Annotated in this window: 13 protein-coding genes and 1 rRNA gene; 10 read left to right on the forward strand and 4 right to left on the reverse strand. The window is 68.3% G+C overall.

What is annotated here, in order from left to right; genetic code table 11:
* The 4 genes from rrf to HNV26_RS22840 form a co-directional block, all read left to right on the forward strand.
* Positions 1–115: ribosomal RNA gene (gene rrf, locus HNV26_RS22825) — 5S ribosomal RNA — on the forward strand; the annotation flags it as partial.
* Positions 116–895: 780 nt separating this feature from the next.
* Positions 896–3,715: a serine/threonine protein kinase gene (locus tag HNV26_RS22830; protein ID WP_171443710.1), complete on the forward strand. Its 2,820-nt coding sequence runs from the start codon at positions 896–898 to the stop codon at positions 3,713–3,715.
* Positions 3,716–3,813: 98 nt separating this feature from the next.
* Complete coding sequence (locus tag HNV26_RS22835) at positions 3,814–5,184, forward strand: KamA family radical SAM protein (RefSeq protein WP_171443709.1); 1,371 nt, start codon at positions 3,814–3,816, stop codon at positions 5,182–5,184.
* Positions 5,184–6,428, forward strand: a complete 1,245-nt coding sequence (locus HNV26_RS22840) for a KamA family radical SAM protein (RefSeq protein ID WP_171452868.1) — start codon at positions 5,184–5,186, stop codon at positions 6,426–6,428. Before HNV26_RS22835 ends, HNV26_RS22840 begins: the two co-directional genes overlap by 1 nt.
* 52 nt (positions 6,429–6,480) lie before the next feature.
* Here the strand turns inward: HNV26_RS22840 and HNV26_RS22845 are convergent, their stop codons facing one another.
* The 3 genes from HNV26_RS22845 to HNV26_RS22855 form a co-directional block, all read right to left on the reverse strand.
* A complete protein-coding gene (locus HNV26_RS22845) occupies positions 6,481–6,981 on the reverse strand; it encodes a hypothetical protein (protein ID WP_171443707.1) in 501 nt (166 codons plus the stop codon).
* A gap of 82 nt (positions 6,982–7,063) precedes the next feature.
* The gene (locus HNV26_RS22850) at positions 7,064–7,387 is read right to left on the reverse strand and encodes a hypothetical protein (protein ID WP_253816926.1); all 324 of its coding nucleotides are present in this window, start codon (positions 7,385–7,387) and stop codon (positions 7,064–7,066) included.
* A 121-nt stretch (positions 7,388–7,508) separates the two neighbouring features.
* Positions 7,509–7,997 (reverse strand): hypothetical protein, encoded by a 489-nt coding sequence (locus HNV26_RS22855; protein ID WP_366816922.1) that lies wholly within the window; start codon positions 7,995–7,997, stop codon positions 7,509–7,511.
* A gap of 72 nt (positions 7,998–8,069) precedes the next feature.
* Between HNV26_RS22855 and HNV26_RS22860 the strand changes: the two genes are divergently transcribed.
* The 6 genes from HNV26_RS22860 to secF all read left to right on the forward strand — a co-directional run bounded on the left by HNV26_RS22860 (position 8,070) and on the right by secF (position 15,001).
* A complete protein-coding gene (locus HNV26_RS22860; RefSeq protein WP_171443705.1) occupies positions 8,070–9,173 on the forward strand; it encodes a SpoIID/LytB domain-containing protein in 1,104 nt (367 codons plus the stop codon).
* A 61-nt stretch (positions 9,174–9,234) separates the two neighbouring features.
* Entirely contained in the window at positions 9,235–10,323 is a 1,089-nt protein-coding gene (queA, locus tag HNV26_RS22865) for a tRNA preQ1(34) S-adenosylmethionine ribosyltransferase-isomerase QueA (protein ID WP_171443704.1), read from the forward strand.
* Between the two features lie 5 nt (positions 10,324–10,328).
* Positions 10,329–11,528: a tRNA guanosine(34) transglycosylase Tgt gene (gene tgt, locus HNV26_RS22870; protein WP_090494346.1), complete on the forward strand. Its 1,200-nt coding sequence runs from the start codon at positions 10,329–10,331 to the stop codon at positions 11,526–11,528.
* Between the two features lie 142 nt (positions 11,529–11,670).
* Positions 11,671–12,027, forward strand: a complete 357-nt coding sequence (gene yajC, locus HNV26_RS22875) for a preprotein translocase subunit YajC (RefSeq protein WP_171443703.1) — start codon at positions 11,671–11,673, stop codon at positions 12,025–12,027.
* Positions 12,027–13,799 carry a protein translocase subunit SecD gene (gene secD / locus HNV26_RS22880; RefSeq protein WP_171443702.1) on the forward strand — a complete coding sequence of 591 codons (1,773 nt, stop codon included), beginning with the start codon at positions 12,027–12,029 and terminating at the stop codon, positions 13,797–13,799. The genes yajC and secD overlap by 1 nt, the downstream gene beginning before the upstream one ends.
* Positions 13,800–13,822: 23 nt before the next feature.
* Complete coding sequence (secF, locus tag HNV26_RS22885; protein ID WP_171443701.1) at positions 13,823–15,001, forward strand: protein translocase subunit SecF; 1,179 nt, start codon at positions 13,823–13,825, stop codon at positions 14,999–15,001.
* A 111-nt stretch (positions 15,002–15,112) separates the two neighbouring features.
* Here secF and HNV26_RS22890 read toward each other — a convergent pair whose 3' ends face one another.
* Positions 15,113–15,715, reverse strand: coding sequence for a hypothetical protein (locus HNV26_RS22890; RefSeq protein WP_171443700.1), 603 nt, complete (start codon positions 15,713–15,715; stop codon positions 15,113–15,115).
* Between the last annotated feature and the right edge of the window lie 10 nt (positions 15,716–15,725).

The following is a 15,725-nucleotide window of genomic DNA, read 5'->3' on the forward strand; positions in this document are numbered from 1 at the left end:
CGGTGGCTATGTCGGAGGGGTCCCACCCGTTCCCATCCCGAACACGGAAGTTAAGCCCTCCAGAGCCGATGGTACTTCGCGGGAAACCGCGCGGGAGAGTAGGTCGCTGCCGGATTCTTTTTGAGAAACCCCCGGTGTCCCTCGTGGACACCGGGGGTTTTCCGTTTTGGGGCCGTGTGGAGTGTCGGCGCGTCACCGCGGGCGCTGGGCCAGGCGCCGCGCGCGCAACCGGCGCACGCCCCCACCGCCAGCAGGGCCGCCGTCGTGGCCAACACCAGCAGGTGCTCGGCGCGCGCGGCTCCCATGGCTTCTTGATCAATCGATGCTGTTCGTGCAGCGCGCGGGCCCCAGACTTCGGGCGATGAGCACGCGTCTTATGCCTCCACGGAGCACACCCGCCATCGCGCCTGCGAGCTCCAAGGCCAGGGAGGGCATACTGGGGCGCGCGGAGACTTGGCGACAGTCGCGGCAGTTTCGCTCGCGGGCAGACGCTCTGTGGTGAAAACTCAGCCGGGAGCGCTTCGAGTTCGGCGTCGCCCAGGTGGCGGGACGCCCCGTCTCGCTGGCGCCGGAGCATGGATCATTCCGTTTGGGCGCCCAGACAGGAGGCGCTCTGAACTGCCGAGATGGGCGACATGCGCCTACCTTTGAGCGCGCTCCAACAGGCCTCTGAGCCCCCCTCTGCACGCCTGCCGCTGCGCGTCGTGGAGCATGACATTTACGTAGCGAGGTCCGGATGGTGCGCGCAGGGCTCAAGCTACCGGATTCGTTGGGGTTTCAGGCTGCTGTGCATGTTTGACTCGCCGTCCGCGCTGCGACTAGAGTCCAGGTTTCCGCCCGGTCTGCGCACCGCCTGTCGCGGTGCGCGCCTCCCGGTGCCGGGCCGCTCCACGAGATGAAGAAGCCGACCCTCTTTGGGAAGTACCTGCTCCTCGAGCGCATCAACGTCGGCGGCATGGCGGAGGTGTTCATCGCGAAGGCCTTCGGCGTCGAGGGCTTCGAGCGCATCCTGGCCATCAAGAAGATCCTCCCCACGATGGCGGAGGACGAAGAGTTCATCACGATGTTCATCGACGAGGCGCGGATCAGCGTTCAGCTGAACCACGCCAACGTCGTGCACATCAACGAACTCGGGAAGTACGACGACACTTACTTCATCGCCATGGAGTACGTCGCCGGACGCGACGTTCGGACCATGTTGGAGCGCTACCGGCGTCGCAAGGAGATCATGCCCACCGCCCAAGCGGTGTTCATCGCCTCCAAGATCTGCGACGGTCTGGACTACGCGCACCGGAAGAAGGACGCCCGCGGGCAGGACCTCCACATCATCCACCGCGACGTGTCGCCCCAGAACATCCTCATTTCCTATGAGGGTGAGGTCAAAGTCATCGACTTCGGTATCGCCAAGGCGGCGAACCGTTCCCAGAAGACGCAGGCGGGCATCCTCAAGGGCAAGTTCGGGTACATGAGCCCCGAGCAGGTCCGGGGTATGCCCATCGACCGGCGCAGCGACATCTTCGCCGTGGGCGTGCTGCTGTACGAGATGCTCACGGGCGAGAAGCTCTTCGTTGGCGAGTCGGACTTCTCCACCCTGGAGAAGGTGCGCAACGCGGAGGTTCCGCTCCCCAGCGAGTTCAACCCGAGCATCCCGCAGGGCCTGGAGAGGGTGGTCCTCAAGGCTCTCACTCGCGAACCCGAGGACCGCTACCAGTGGGCGTCCGACATGGCCGAGGACCTGATGCGGTTCCTCCTGGCTGGTGACGCCATCTACTCGTCCAAGCACCTCTCCAGCTACATGAAGGAGGCGTTCGCCGAGGACATGCTCCGCGAGGCGGAGAAGATGGAGCGCTATGCCGGTATCGAGCGCCCCGACCAGATTGAAGCCTCGGGCATCACGGTGGCCCCCGGGTTCAACCGGCAGGCGGCGCGGCGTGCGCCCCCTCCAGCCGTGGTGGTGACGGGAACGCCCGCGGGCCGTGCGTCCACCTCGCCGGCGCAGCCTGTCCAGGACTACATCCCGCCTCCCACCGCCGAGGAGCTCGAGGAGATGGGCGTCGGCGCGGGCGACAAGACGCAGATTGTCGACTCCTCGCATACGTTCATGTCTCCCGAAACCCGCGTTGCCGACAGCAGCGTCGTGGTGGACGACAGCATTACGGGCCGGACGGAGAACCCCATCCAGGACCATGGGACGTCCGGTTCCTACAACTCCCTGCGGGCCCCCGCGCCCGATACGTCCTCGCGCAAGGGCAAGAGTGGCCCCAAGGCGCAGGTCGTCATCAGCAACGAGGAAGGCGAGGCCTACTCCGGCGCCACGATGATTGGCCCCGCGCCGTCCGCGCCGCCGACGCGCTCGCGCGGCTCGTCTCCTTCGTTGGACGAAGAGACGGGCAGCAGGCCAGCCCCCGTGGTGGGCCGCGGCCGGGGCGGAAAGCGCGCTCCCGAGCCCGAGGAGGATCCGTCTGACTACGAGCAGCCGCCCGAGGAAGACGGCGGCGCCGGCTACGACGCCCAGGACGACTACGGTGACGAGGGGCACCCGCATGACGACCTGAACGAGCCCGAGGAAGAGGTGACGGGCTCGGTTCCGCTCCCTCCGGAGGAGGCGCCTCCTCCCGCGAAGGCCGCTGCGCCCGCGAAGGCGAAGACGAAGGTCCCCGCCAAGGGGAAGCCCGCGCTCAACCTCAAGACGCTGCCGAAGCCGGTGCTGTTCGCCGCCGCCGCGGCCATCGTGCTGTTGCTCGTCGTCGGTGTGGTGATGGCCACCAGGCCGTCCACGGGAGAGGTCACCTTCATGGTGTCCCCGTCCAACCCTTCCGCGCGAATCCAACTGAATGGCCAGGAGGTCCAGCTCAACACGCTGCTGGCACTTCCGGCAGGGCAGTACCGGGTCACCGCGAGCGCTCCTGGTCAGCAGAGCGCGGCCAAGACGGTGGATGTCGTCGCCGGAAGCAGAATCGTCGTTTCGCTTCCGCTGGAAGCTGATCCGCAGGCGGCCCCGCCGCCCGAGAACAAGTCGCCGGTGGCCCCGCCGACGAACACGGGCGTCGTCATTGCCGCGGGGACCACCGAGCCCGCGGCTCCCGTGGAGGAGCCGGGCGGCGACCAGGCACCTGAGAACGCGCCTGTCGACAATGGGCAGACGCCGCCTCCCTCCACGGAGCCGGCTCCCGCGCCCGTTCAGGTCGCAGCTGTCTTCAAGGGGGATGATGGCGCGGAGATCGCCGTGAACGGCGAGCGCCTGGGGCGGATTCCAGACGCGCGCATGGCGAACCTGGAGGTGGGGAAGACCTACTCGTTCACCGCGAAGCTCGCGGGCTACAAGCCGTACTCCGGTGAGTTCAAGGCCGACGGCAGCAGCCAGCAGGTCACGGTCGCGTTCGAGATGACGAAGGAGCCGCAGCCCGAGCCCGCCGTGGCCAACGTGCGGCCGCCGCCCCAGACGGCGCCCAAGCCTCCGCCTGCGCCCAAGCCTCCGAGGGCCCCCAAGGTGATGGGCAAGTTCGCCTGCAGCACAAAGCCGGCGGGCGCGGACATCTACGTCGATGGGAAGAAGACGAATCGCCAGACGCCGGTGACACTTGGCAGTCCGTTGATGCTACCGGTGGGCAAGCGGAAGATTTCGTTCAAGCTCAACGGCAAGACGACCAAGCCCGTGGTGGTCGACATCACGGAAGACAATGTAGCCAAGCTGGTCAATGTTCCCATCGAGTGAGAAGGCGGGCATCCGATGCCCCCTTCGATTGTTGACCGAAGTGGGGCATGGGCGCGTTATGACGCCTCGCCCGCGAGCAATCTAAGAGGTGATGCGCCATGCAAACGACGCCCATCCGGGCCAAGCCTGAGGCTGGCCCCGCTGAACAGCCTTTTACGTATCCTCACCGCCGGGAGTTCATCGAGCCCGATTGGCGGCGGATCCCTGGCTTCAAGGACGTGTCCGCCGCCGACTGGGAGAACTCCGTCTGGCAGCGCAAGCACACCATCAAGAACCTCAAGGAACTCAAGGCGACGCTGGGGGCTCTGCTCCCGGATGACCTGGCTGAGAGCATGGAGCGCGATCAGCGCGAGCGGGCGACCATGTCGCTGCTCGTGCCTCCGCAGATGCTCAACACCATGAACCTTGAGGACCTGTGGCGTGACCCGGTGCGTCGTTACATGCTGCCGGCCTACGCGGACCGCCTCACGGAGTGGACCAACCATCCCAAGGCCAGCCGTGACAGTCTTCACGAGCAGGACATGTGGGTGGTGGAAGGCTTGACGCACCGGTATCCCACCAAGGTGCTGGCGGAGATGCTGCCGACCTGCCCGCAGTACTGTGGCCACTGCACGCGCATGGACCTGGTGGGCAATGACGTGCCGCAGGTCAGCAAACACAAGTTCGGCATCGGGCCCAAGGACCGCTACGCGCAGATGCTCGACTATCTGCGTCGCACGCCGACGGTGCGCGACGTGGTGGTGTCGGGTGGAGACATCGCGAACCTGCCCATCCAGCAGCTCGAGCCGTTCGTCAGCTCGCTGATGGACATCCCGAACATCCGGGACATCCGCCTGGCCAGCAAGGGGCTGATGGCCATCCCGCAGCACTTCCTCCAGGACTCCGTCCTCCAGGGGCTGGACCGGCTGGCGAAGAAGGCCGTCGAGCGCGGCGTGGACCTGGCGCTGCACACGCACGTCAATCACGCGCAGCAGCTCACCCCGCTGGTGGGCAAGGCCGTGCGCAAGCTGCTGGAGATGGGCTTCCGTGACGTGCGCAACCAGGGCGTGCTGCTGCGCGGTGTGAATGACAGCCCGCAGGCGCTGTTGGACCTGTGCTTCACGCTGCTCGACCACGCGAAGATCCTGCCGTACTACTTCTACATGTGCGACATGATCCCCAACAGCGAGCATTGGCGGCTGTCGGTGGCTCAGGCGCAGCAGCTGCAGCACGACATCATGGGCTACATGCCGGGCTTCGCCACGCCGCGCATCGTCTGTGACGTGCCCTTCGTCGGGAAGCGCTGGGTCCACCAGGTGGCGGAGTATGACCGCGAGCGCGGCATCTCGTACTGGACCAAGAACTACCGGACCGGCATCGAAATGAACGATGCGGACGCGCTCAGCCGGAAGTACGAGTACTTCGACCCCATCGACCAGCTGCCTGAGGCGGGGCAGGCCTGGTGGCGGGAGCAGCAGAAGGCGGCGTAATGGATACCTCAGTGCTTCCGGCGGGTCTCCCGCCGGAGCCGGCGGCCGCTCGCGCGTCGCTCAGCGCCGAAGGGCGCAAACGGCTGTTTCCCAACGCCACGGACGCGGAGTGGGCGGACTGGCGTTGGCAGCAGCGGCATGCGGTGCGAGGCCTGGAGCAGTTGGAGCGGTACGTCCCGCTGACCTCCAACGAGCGCGCGGGTGTGCAGGAAACGTCCGCGCTGTTCCGCATCGGCATCAGTCCGTACTACCTGTCCCTCATCGACCCGGAGCATCCGTTCTGCCCGGTGCGCATGCAGTCCATCCCAGTGAGGGCCGAGGCGCGCATCCGTCCGGGCGAGCTCGCGGATCCGCTGGGTGAGGACAAGACGCGCCCGGAGGAGTGCATCGTCCACAAGTACCCGGACCGGGTGCTCTTCCTCGCGCTGGATACGTGCTCCGTCTATTGCCGTCACTGCACGCGGCGGCGCATCACGCAGGGGGGGGTGGCGGAGCTCTCCAAGGAACAGCTCCGCCGGGGGGTGGACTATGTCCGGCGCCATCCCGAGGTGCGCGACGTCCTCATCTCCGGCGGGGACCCGTTCATGCTCAGTGACTCCCGGCTGGAGGAGTTGCTCGCGCCGCTCAGCGAGATTCCCCACGTCGAGATGATTCGCATCGGCACGCGCGTCCCCGTGTGTCTGCCCATGCGCGTCACCGACGCCTTGGCGAAAACGCTCCGGCGCTACGCGCCCGTCTTCGTCGTCACGCACTTCAATCATCCGAAGGAAGTGACGCCCGAGGCGCGCGAGGCCTGTGAGCGGCTGGTGGACCACGGCGTTCCGGTGGAGAACCAGGCCGTGCTGATGCGGCAGCTGAACTCCGACGCGCGCATCATCAAGGAGCTGTCGCACCTGCTGCTGCGCAGCCGCGTGCGGCCGTACTACCTGCACCAGATGGACGTCGCCGAGGGCTGCGAGCACCTGCGCACGCCCATCGCCAAGGGGCTGGAAATCATCCAGCAGCTCCGGGGCCACACCACCGGCCTCGCCGTGCCGCACCTCGCGGTGGACCTGCCGGGGGGCGGTGGGAAGGTGACGCTCCAGCCCGATTATGCCGTCGAGTACGGAGCGCAGGAGACGGTGTTCCGTAACTACAAGGGCGAGCGCTTCACGTACCCGGAACCCGAGGAGACGGACTGCACCTGTCCGTATGACGGCGTGTGGCAGGAGCGGGCCCCGCGCTACGGATACCGCAAGGGCTGAGCAGCGTGCGCGGTGGGGGTTCGCCACCGCGCACCTGTCGTTCAAAAGAGGCCTACTGCGGCAGTTCGGCGTCCTTCGGTACGCCGACGTCGATGGATGGCTCCGCGCCCTCCATGGCCTCCAGCTCCACCGGGTCCTCGTCGTTGAAGCCCTGCTGGACGTGGACCTCTTCCGGGGCGGCCGCGGGCGCGGGTCGCTTCGCCGCCTTGGCGGCCTCCGCCAGCCGCTGCTCCTCCGCCTTCGCGCGGGCGTTGTCCGCCGGCGACATGCGCGCCTCGTAACGCGCGAAGTCCTTGCCCGACACACCGTGCTTCTCCAGCACCGCCGCCGAGGCTGCCTTCTGCTTGCCGATGGCCTCCCGGCGCTCCGCGGTGCTCATCTCCGACGACTTGCGGTTGCCGTACTCCGCGTCGACCTGGGACATGGCCTGGGCCTCGTCGCGGCGGATTTCCGCCACCTTCTCCGGAGTCAGCTCCGAGCTGTCGGCGGCGAGCGCCTGCCCAGGGATGACGAGCCACGAGGTGACCAGGAGCAGGGCAGAGCGGGGGGACATGACGGGAGGACCTCGTTCAGGACAGCGGGAACCGTCGCAGTCTAAACACGGAGCCTGCTTCTATGCACCCGGGCCGTGCCGTTCAGGGCCCGCACCGCGCGCAGACATTCCGGGCAGTGGCGCATTGCTCCTGTCCCTGGGCGCAGCGGGGCGGCAGGTCGTCCCGGTCAGGATGGCGCTCGACGAGCGCGCACAGCGACTCCGCCAGCTCGCACGTCTGCGTTCCCACCGAACACCGGTCCGCGCACGTCGCGTCGTCCAGGGCGTCGCGCGTCCGAAGCTCCTCGAGCCGCAGGGACAGCGAGTCGATGGCCGCGTCGTCGTTGCCCGCGACGCGGGCGTCCACCTGCTTCGCGCAGGCCGTGAGCAGCACGCAGGCCAGCAACATCCGTGGAAGGGCGCGCATGGTCGCATCCCTTATGTGTCCGCGGTCCTGGCGTCCAGCGGCGACGGCCCGCGGTGTCGTTCCATCAGGGACGGGCTGGCGTGGTGTGCACCGGTGGACGTTGGAGGGGCGCCGAAGGGCCTCAGGGCTTCGACAGGTACAGCCAGGCCGTCATCGCCAGCAGCAAAGCCACCGCGAGCCTCCGCAGCCACTCCTCGCGGCGACGCTGGGGCGACGCGCGGGCCTCCCGCTCCGCCGTTTCCAGGCCGGTGGCGACCTGGGGCGCCAGCGTCTGGAGCTCTCTGCACGTTTCGACCACCGGAGCCAGCGCGGCGGGGCACTTCGCGTCCTGGCGCTCTAGCGCGTCCGCGAGCATCCGTGCCCAGGCGGCTTCCTCGTCCTCGCTGGCGGGCTCGCGCGCGGGGGCGCCCCGGTGCAGGGCCAGTGCGATGGCGGCCCTCAGCAGCAGCACCGAGAAGGCTTGGGCGGGGATGCCGTAGTGCGTCGCGCAGGCTTCCCGCGAGCGGCCCTCCACCAACCGGAGGGTGAGCATCGCGGAGGGACGGGGCTCCAACTCGCGCAGGGCGGTGACGAAGGTCGTGGGGATGGCAGGGCGCGAGGGTGACGTCACGGGTGAGCCATCCTCTCCCATCCGCCGGACGTTTTCTTGAGGCGAGCACCCACGCCTCTACACTTCGGGGCCATGTTGCGACCTGTTGCACTCGTCCTGCTCCTGCTGGTCCCTTCGGGCGTGCTCGCCGTGGAGACCCTGCGCATCTCCATTGAGGACGCGGGCAGCGAGGTGCGCATCAGCGGCCGGGGGCTGGCCTCCGGGCCCGACAGCGAGGAGGCCACGTTCGCCCCCATCGCCTCGGGACAGGCGAACGTCCGCCGCAAGGGGAGCCGCATCGAGGTCAACGGCACGCCCGTGGAGGGCGACTCCGTCCGCTTCCGCGCTGGCATGTCGGAGGCCTCGGCCGCGCCTGGCACCGAGCCGCTCAAGGCGGGCGCGGCGCAGGTCCGCGGCGATGTGGTGGTGCGCCTGCACCGCAGTGGGCTGCAGCTCATCAACGTCATTCCCTTGGAGGACTACCTCGCCGCCGTGCTGGGCAGCGAGATGCCCGTGTCGTTTCCCCCGGAGGCCCTCAAGGCCCAGGCGGTGGCCGCCCGGACGTATGCGCTCCAGAAGAAACTGGATGCCTACAGCAACGCGTTCCACCTGGGCAGCAGCGTGCTCCATCAAGTCTACGGCGGCGTCAACCGCGAGGACCCTCGCACCAAGGCCGCCGTCGAGGCCACGCGGGGACAGGTGCTCACGTACGAGCTGGCGCCCATCGAGGCGTACTTCCATGCCTCGTGCGGCGGCCGGACGGAGTCGGGGCTCGATGCCTTGCAGCGCGACCTGCCGTACCTCCAACCCGTCGACTGCCCCTGCGGAAAGCTCCCCGCCAGCCGGTGGTCGGCGACGCTCTCCGACGCGGACATCAAGGCGGCGCTCCGCCACCCGGCCCAGGGGCTCAAGGTGGCGGCCCGCACGCGGACGCGGCGGGTGACGCGCGTCACCCTGGCGGACGGCACCTCCATGGACGGCGTGGAGCTGCGCCGCAAGCTTGGCTACACCCGGCTCAAGAGCCTGGGCTTCGAGGTGGAACGCACCGAGCGCGGTTACGTGTTCACCGGTCGCGGCTATGGCCACGGGGCGGGCCTGTGTCAGTGGGGCGCCAAGGCGCTCGCCGACAAGGGCCGGGAGTACCGGGAGATCCTCTCCCACTACTACCCCGGGGCCGAGCTGCAGCAGCTCTACTGATGCCTCTCGCGTCCGGCGCGCTTTCCGCGACGGCGTGGGGGCTGCTACAAGCGCCACCCCCGTGTCGTCCCGTCTCTCTGATTACGACTTCGCGCTGCCCGAATCCCAGATCGCCCAGGCTCCCCTGGCCGAGCGGGACGCGTCGCGCTTGATGACCATCAGCCGCTCCAGCGGCACCTGGTCGCACCGCCGGTTCGCAGACCTCCAGGAGCTCCTGCGCCCTGGGGATCTGCTCGTCCTCAACGACGCCCGCGTCATCCCCGCGCGCCTGCTGGGCCAGAAGGCCGGCACCGGTGGCCGCGTGGAGCTGCTCGTCGTGCGCCCGGCCGCCCAGAACACGTTGACCTCGGCGGCGCTCGGGGCGGCCCCCGAGTCGCTCGACTGGGTCTGTCTGGGGCAGGCCTCCAAGGGGCTCAAGCCCGGGCAGCGCGTGACGTTCGCCAGCGGCCTGGAGGCCGAAATCCAGGAGGCGCTGGGAGGAGGGGAGTACCGCGTGCGGTTCCACGCGCCCCCGGGCGCCTCGCTGGCCGCGCTGTTGGACGCGGCAGGCCGCCTGCCACTGCCGCCCTACATCACCCGGGAGCCGGACGCCGCGGACGCGGAGCGCTACCAGACCGTGTACGCGCGCGCCTCCGGAGCCGTGGCCGCGCCCACAGCGGGCCTGCACTTCACCCAGGAGACCCTGGCCGCCTTGGACGCGCGTGGCGTGGACCGGGCGCTGGTGACGCTGGATGTGGGGCCGGGCACCTTCCTGCCGGTGCGTGAGGACGACCTGGACAAGCACCACATGCACCCGGAGCGCTACACCGTTCCGGAGGCCACCGCGAAGGCCATCAACGCGGCGCGCGCGGAAGGCCGGCGCGTGGTGGCGGTGGGGACCACCGTGGTGCGCACCCTGGAGTCCGCCACCGACCCGGAGACGGGGCGGCTGCGCGCGGGCCCCGGCGAGACGACCCTCTTCATCCGTCCCGGCTTCGCCTTCCGCCAGGTGGACCTGCTGCTCACCAACTTCCACCTGCCGCGTTCGACGCTGGTGGTGCTGGTGAGCGCGCTGCTCGGACGGGAGCGCACGTTGGAGGCCTACGCGGAGGCGGTCCGCGCGGGGTACCGATTCTTCAGTTACGGCGACGCCATGCTGGTGTCGGAGTGAACGCCATGGGCGAGCAGCAGGAAGCGAAGCAGTCAGGTGGCAAGGGCGACACCCGCGTGGAGCCGGGGATGGTCCGCTTCGAGCTCCTTCACGAGGACGCGTCGGGAACGAAGGCCCGCCGGGGGCGTCTGCACACGCCGCACGGCCCCGTGGAGACACCCATCTTCATGCCCGTGGGCACCGTGGGCAGCGTCAAGGGCGTGGGGCCGGACGACCTGCTCACGCTGGACGCGCAGATCATCCTCGGCAACACCTACCACCTGATGCTGCGCCCCGGCGAAGCGCTGGTGGGGGAGATGGGCGGCCTGCACCGCTTCGTGTCGTGGAACCGGCCCATGCTCACCGACAGCGGCGGGTTCCAGGTGTTCAGCCTGTCCGAGAAGCGCAAAATCACCGAGGAGGGCGCCGCCTTCCAGTCGCACCTGGACGGCGCGCGGCACTTCCTCACGCCCGAGCGCTCCATCGACATCCAGGAGACGCTGGGCGCCGACGTCATCATGGCCTTCGATGAGTGCCCGCCCTCCACCGAGAACAGGGCCTACCTGGAGGCGTCGCTGGCCCGCACCACCCGCTGGCTGCACCGGTGCGTGAAGGCCTGGAGCCGGGAGCGCTCGTCGCTCTTCGGCATCGTCCAGGGCGGCCTGCACGAGGATTTGCGCAAGCGCCACGCCGAGGAGGTGTGCGCGGTGGACCTGCCCGGCTACGCGCTGGGCGGCTACTCCGTGGGCGAGGCTCCGGAGGCCATGCATGACGGCGTGGCCTACTCCGCGCCCCTGCTGCCCCGCGACAAGCCGCGCTACCTGATGGGCGTGGGCACGCCCGTGGACCTGGTCACCTGCGTGGAGCACGGGGTGGACATGTTCGACTGCGTCCTGCCCACCCGGTGCGCGCGCAACGGCCTGCTGTTCACCTCGGAGGGCAAGGTCGTCATCCGGAACGCGGCCTACGCCAGGGACAACCGGCCGGTGGATCCCGCGTGCTCCTGCTACACCTGCCGCAATTTCAGCAGGGCCTACCTCCGGCACCTCTTCGCCGCCCAGGAACTGTTGGCCATGCGGCTCAACACGATTCACAACCTCCACTACTTCCTGGGACTGATGGCAGAAGTCCGGCGCGCGGTGGCAGAGGACCGGTTCGCCACTTTTGCCCGGGAATTCCGTGCCCGTGCCAAGGCGCAGGAGGCCGAACGGACCCGCGGTCGCTGACCGGGCGGATGGATTGCCCGGCTTCCCGCGTTCACTTGCTCACATGGGCCCCCCTTGCTAAGAGGGCCCCCTTTCGGATGGTTTCCTCGAACAAAATCGGGGGCCTTCCATCCCAAGCTTTCCTCAACCGACGAGGCAGTGTGTGGCTGAGAGCTTTCTGATTCTGGCGCAGGCCGGTGGTGGCAATCCCCTGGGCACCCTGGGCTTCCTGGTCATCCTGGTGGGCATCATGTACTTCGTGATGATCCGCCCGCAGCAGAAGCAGTTGAAGGAGCACCGTGCGCTCCTCTCCGCGCTGAAGAAGGGTGATGAGGTCGTCACTTCCGGGGGCATCCTCGGGAAGATCCACCTCGTGGAGGAGCGCACCGTGACGCTGGAGGTCTCCAGCGGCGTGCGCATCCGCGTGCTCAAGACGGCCATCAGCGCCAAGGGCGCGGTGGCGGAAGGCACGCCCGCGGCCCCCGCGGCGGCGGCCGGAGAGAAGAAGGAGGAGAAGTGATGGACCGCGGCTGGTGGTGGAAGTTCGGACTCATCGTCGCGGTGACGCTGGGCAGCATCTGGTTCCTCATCCCGACCTACTACTCGCTCGTCGTTCTCGACCGGGACCAGCGCAACAACCTGGCCGTGCTCGAGGAGCGGATGCCTGCCTGGGCGCCTCCCGCGAAGTACCGCCTGAACCTGGGGCTGGACCTCCAGGGCGGCATCCACATGGTGATGCGGGTGGACACCAAGACGGCGCTCCAGAAGCGGACCGAGCGCCGGGCGCAGCAGATTGTCAATTACGTCAATGACAAGAAGCTGGGCGAGGTGACGGCGGACACGGACCCGGAGAAGCTCGAGGTCACCCTGACGGCGAAGGACCCGGGGACCATGGACGCCATCCAGAAGGAGGTCCTGGCCACCTTCACTGACTTCAAGGAAGTCAGCCGCAGCGGCGCCTCGCTGGTGCTGGTGCAGGACGAGAGCCAGGCCAACGTCTTCCGGACGGAAGCGGTGGACCAGGCGATGCTCGTCATCCGCCGCCGCATCGACAAGTGGGGCGTGGCGGAAGTGGACGTGCGCAAGCTGGGCGCCGACTCCATCCAGATTTCGCTGCCGGGCCGCAGCAACGCGGAGCAGGCGAAGGAGCTGGTGGGGACCACCGCGCAGCTCGAGTTCCGGATGGTGGATGACTCCAACCCGCAGTTCTTCGCGCAGCTGCTCCAGGCCACCCCGCCGCCGGCTGGCAGCGAAATCACGCTGACGACGGAGGGCGGCTTCCCGCAGCTCCAGGCCCCGACGCGTGAGGCCATCATCGAGTACACGAAGGACAAGGTGCCGGAGAACCGGGTGGTGCTCACCGAGTGCATCGCCAACCCGGTGAAGAAGAACGAGTGCACCTCGTACCGCTCCTACCTGCTGGACAAGAACGTGCCGCTGACTGGCGAGAGCCTGGCGAGCGCGGACGCGAACATCAGCCAGCTCAACGAGCCGGAGGTGAACATCTCCTTCGACCCCGCGGGCGCGCGCGAGTTCGAGCGGCTGACCGAGCAGGGTGTGGGCCGCCGCATGGCCATCGTGCTGGACGAGAACGTCCAGACGGCGCCGAACATCAACGAGAAGATCAGCGGTGGTTCGGCCCGCATCACCATGGGTCGCATGGGCGGCCGCACCTTCGAGGAGTGGCTGGGCGAGGCCCAGACGCTGGCGCTGGTGCTCAAGGCCGGCGCGCTGCCTGCCCCTGTGACGGTGGGCGAGATTCGTCAGGTGGGCGCCAGCCTGGGTGACGAGCTCATCCGGAAGGGTGGCCTGGCGGCGGTGCTGGGCCTGGGCCTGGTCATCCTCTTCATGGCCATCTACTACAAGGCCTCAGGCCTCATCGCGGACCTCGCGCTGGTGCTCAACGGCCTGCTCATCCTGGCGGGACTGGCCTTCTTCAACGCCACGCTGACGCTGCCGGGCATCGCCGGCTTCGTGCTGACGCTGGGGGTGGCGGTGGATGCCAACGTGCTCATCAACGAGCGCATCCGCGAGGAGCTGGGACACGGCAAGTCGGCCCGGGCGGCGGTGGACCAGGGCTACGACCGGGCCTTCTGGACCATCTTCGACTCGCACGTGACGGCGCTCATCTCCGCCTTCATCCTGTTCTTCACGGGAACCGGACCGGTGCGAGGCTTCGCCACCACGCTCATCATCGGCCTGCTGGCGTCGCTGTTCACGTCCATCACGGTGACGCGAGTCATCATGACCTACTTCGTCCACGGTCGTAACGCGAAGATCGTCTCCGTCTGACCGGCCGGAGTCCGGGAACCGTCATGCAGATTCTCAAGAACAAGACGAACATCGACTTCATCGGCAAGCGCAAGCCCGCGCTGTTTCTCTCCACGGTGCTGAACCTGGCGATCATCGTCGGCATCGCCGCCTTCGGCTTCAACTTCGGCGTGGACTTCGCGGGCGGCACGGTGGTGGAGGTGAAGTTCGACCACCCCATCACCGCCGAGGAGGTTCGCGAGCGCGCGGAAAAGGGCGGCCTGCCGGACGTCAGCGTGCAGAACATCGGCGCGGCGGAGGAGAACACCTTCCTGCTCCGCATGGGCGGCGTCACGCAGCTCAACGAGGAGAGCGGTGCCAAGGGCAAGGAGGCCCTAGAGGCGCTGGGGGGCGTGCGCAACGTCTACTCGGACCTGCCCAATGGCATCATCCGCTTCCGCGCCGCGCAGCCCATGGACTCCGACGCCATCAAGAAGGCGGTGGAGTCGGCGGGCATCGGTGTGCAGGAAGTGCGTGACCTGGGCGAGGCCCAGGGCGGCACGGGCTACGACTACCAGGTGGTGGCCAGCGGCATGGCGGACCGCGTGTTCGCCGCGCTCAACGCCGGACTGGAGAAGCCGGACTTCGAGCAGCGCCGCGTGGACTACGTCGGTCCGCAGGTGGGCAAGCAGCTGCGCAACCGCGGCATCATGGCGCTGCTGTACTCGATGGTCGCCATCCTCATCTACGTGGCGTTCCGGTTCGACTTCAAGTTCGGTCCGGGCGCGCTCTTGTCCATGGTCCATGACGTCATCATGGTGGCGGGCTACTACCTGGTGAGCCGGCGCGAGTTCAACCTGACGGCCATCGCGGCGCTGCTGACGGTGGTCGGCTACTCCGTCAACGACACCATCGTCATCTACGACCGCATCCGCGAGGACATGGCCAAGTACAAGGGCAAGCCCTTCGCGGAGGTCATCAACATCGCCATCAACGACACGCTGGGCCGCACCATCCTCACGTCCGGCACCACGGCGTTGTCGCTCATCGGTCTGCTCATCTTCGGCGTGGGCGAGATCTTCGACTTCGCCATGGCGATGCTGGTCGGCATCGTGGTCGGTGTGTACTCGACCATCTACATCGCCAGCCCGCTGACCATCTGGCTGGACGAGCGCGCCGCGGCGAAGGAAGCCCGTCTGCGCGCCAGCGGCAACATGGACCACCAGCAGCCGAACGCTGCGTGAGCCACCCGCACCTGAGGCCTTCCTTCCGTTGAGGAAGGCCTCGCGCGATGGACACCGACAGGGCCCTCTTCCTTCACGGGAAGCAGGGCCCTGGGTGTTTCAGGGGGGCTCTCAGAAGCGCGCGCCCAGCGTGAGCGAGGCGTCCAGCAGGCCGCCGTTGGCGTCCTCCACGGCGCCGTCCGCCCAGCCTTCGCTGAGGAGGACGCGGTACGTGGTCCGGATGCCCGCCGTGAGCGCGCCGCGGTTGAACTCCACGCCCGCGGCCAGGGGGACCTCCGGCATCGTGTCTGACTGGTAGAGCTCCTCCACCGGGCCGCGGACATTCATGTGGGAGACGCCCACCCCCGCGCCGACGAAGGGCCGGACGGTGGTGAGGAAGGGCGGTGACACCTTCACCAGCGCGCTGCCGCCCTGCCGGACGAGCGAGGGCTGCTCCGGCAGGCGGCCGTCGGTGATGCCGTTGCGGGAGCCCTCGTAGCCCACTTCGAAGCCGAGGAAGGTGGTGGGCTGGATGTTGAGCGTCACTCCCCAGGCCGGGCCCGTGCTCGTCAGGTCGCCCAGGCCTCCGGTGAAGTCGCCCACGCCGCCGCGGAGGAACACATTCAGGTCACCACGTTTTCCGTCGCGCCGCTCCTGCGCGCCCGCCGAACCCGCGGTGCCCAGCGTGGCGAATGCCAGGGCCAGCGTGGCGGCCCGGATACCTCTTGGATGCATGCTCGACCTC

Source organism: Myxococcus xanthus (genome assembly GCF_013116825.1).
Taxonomy (GTDB): Bacteria; Myxococcota; Myxococcia; order Myxococcales; family Myxococcaceae; genus Myxococcus; species Myxococcus xanthus_B.

Excerpts from the sequence above, each read along its gene's own strand:
- HNV26_RS22830 (WP_171443710.1), top strand. The coding sequence starts at position 896 with ATGAAGAAGCCGACCCTCTTTGGGAAGTACCTGCTCCTCGAGCGCATC.
- HNV26_RS22835 (WP_171443709.1), top strand. The coding sequence starts at position 3,814 with ATGCAAACGACGCCCATCCGGGCCAAGCCTGAGGCTGGCCCCGCTGAA.
- HNV26_RS22840 (WP_171452868.1), top strand. The coding sequence starts at position 5,184 with ATGGATACCTCAGTGCTTCCGGCGGGTCTCCCGCCGGAGCCGGCGGCC.
- HNV26_RS22845 (WP_171443707.1), bottom strand. The coding sequence starts at position 6,981 with ATGTCCCCCCGCTCTGCCCTGCTCCTGGTCACCTCGTGGCTCGTCATC.
- HNV26_RS22850 (WP_253816926.1), bottom strand. The coding sequence starts at position 7,387 with ATGCGCGCCCTTCCACGGATGTTGCTGGCCTGCGTGCTGCTCACGGCC.
- HNV26_RS22860 (WP_171443705.1), top strand. The coding sequence starts at position 8,070 with ATGTTGCGACCTGTTGCACTCGTCCTGCTCCTGCTGGTCCCTTCGGGC.
- tgt (WP_090494346.1), top strand. The coding sequence starts at position 10,329 with ATGGGCGAGCAGCAGGAAGCGAAGCAGTCAGGTGGCAAGGGCGACACC.
- secD (WP_171443702.1), top strand. The coding sequence starts at position 12,027 with ATGGACCGCGGCTGGTGGTGGAAGTTCGGACTCATCGTCGCGGTGACG.
- secF (WP_171443701.1), top strand. The coding sequence starts at position 13,823 with ATGCAGATTCTCAAGAACAAGACGAACATCGACTTCATCGGCAAGCGC.
- HNV26_RS22890 (WP_171443700.1), bottom strand. The coding sequence starts at position 15,715 with ATGCATCCAAGAGGTATCCGGGCCGCCACGCTGGCCCTGGCATTCGCC.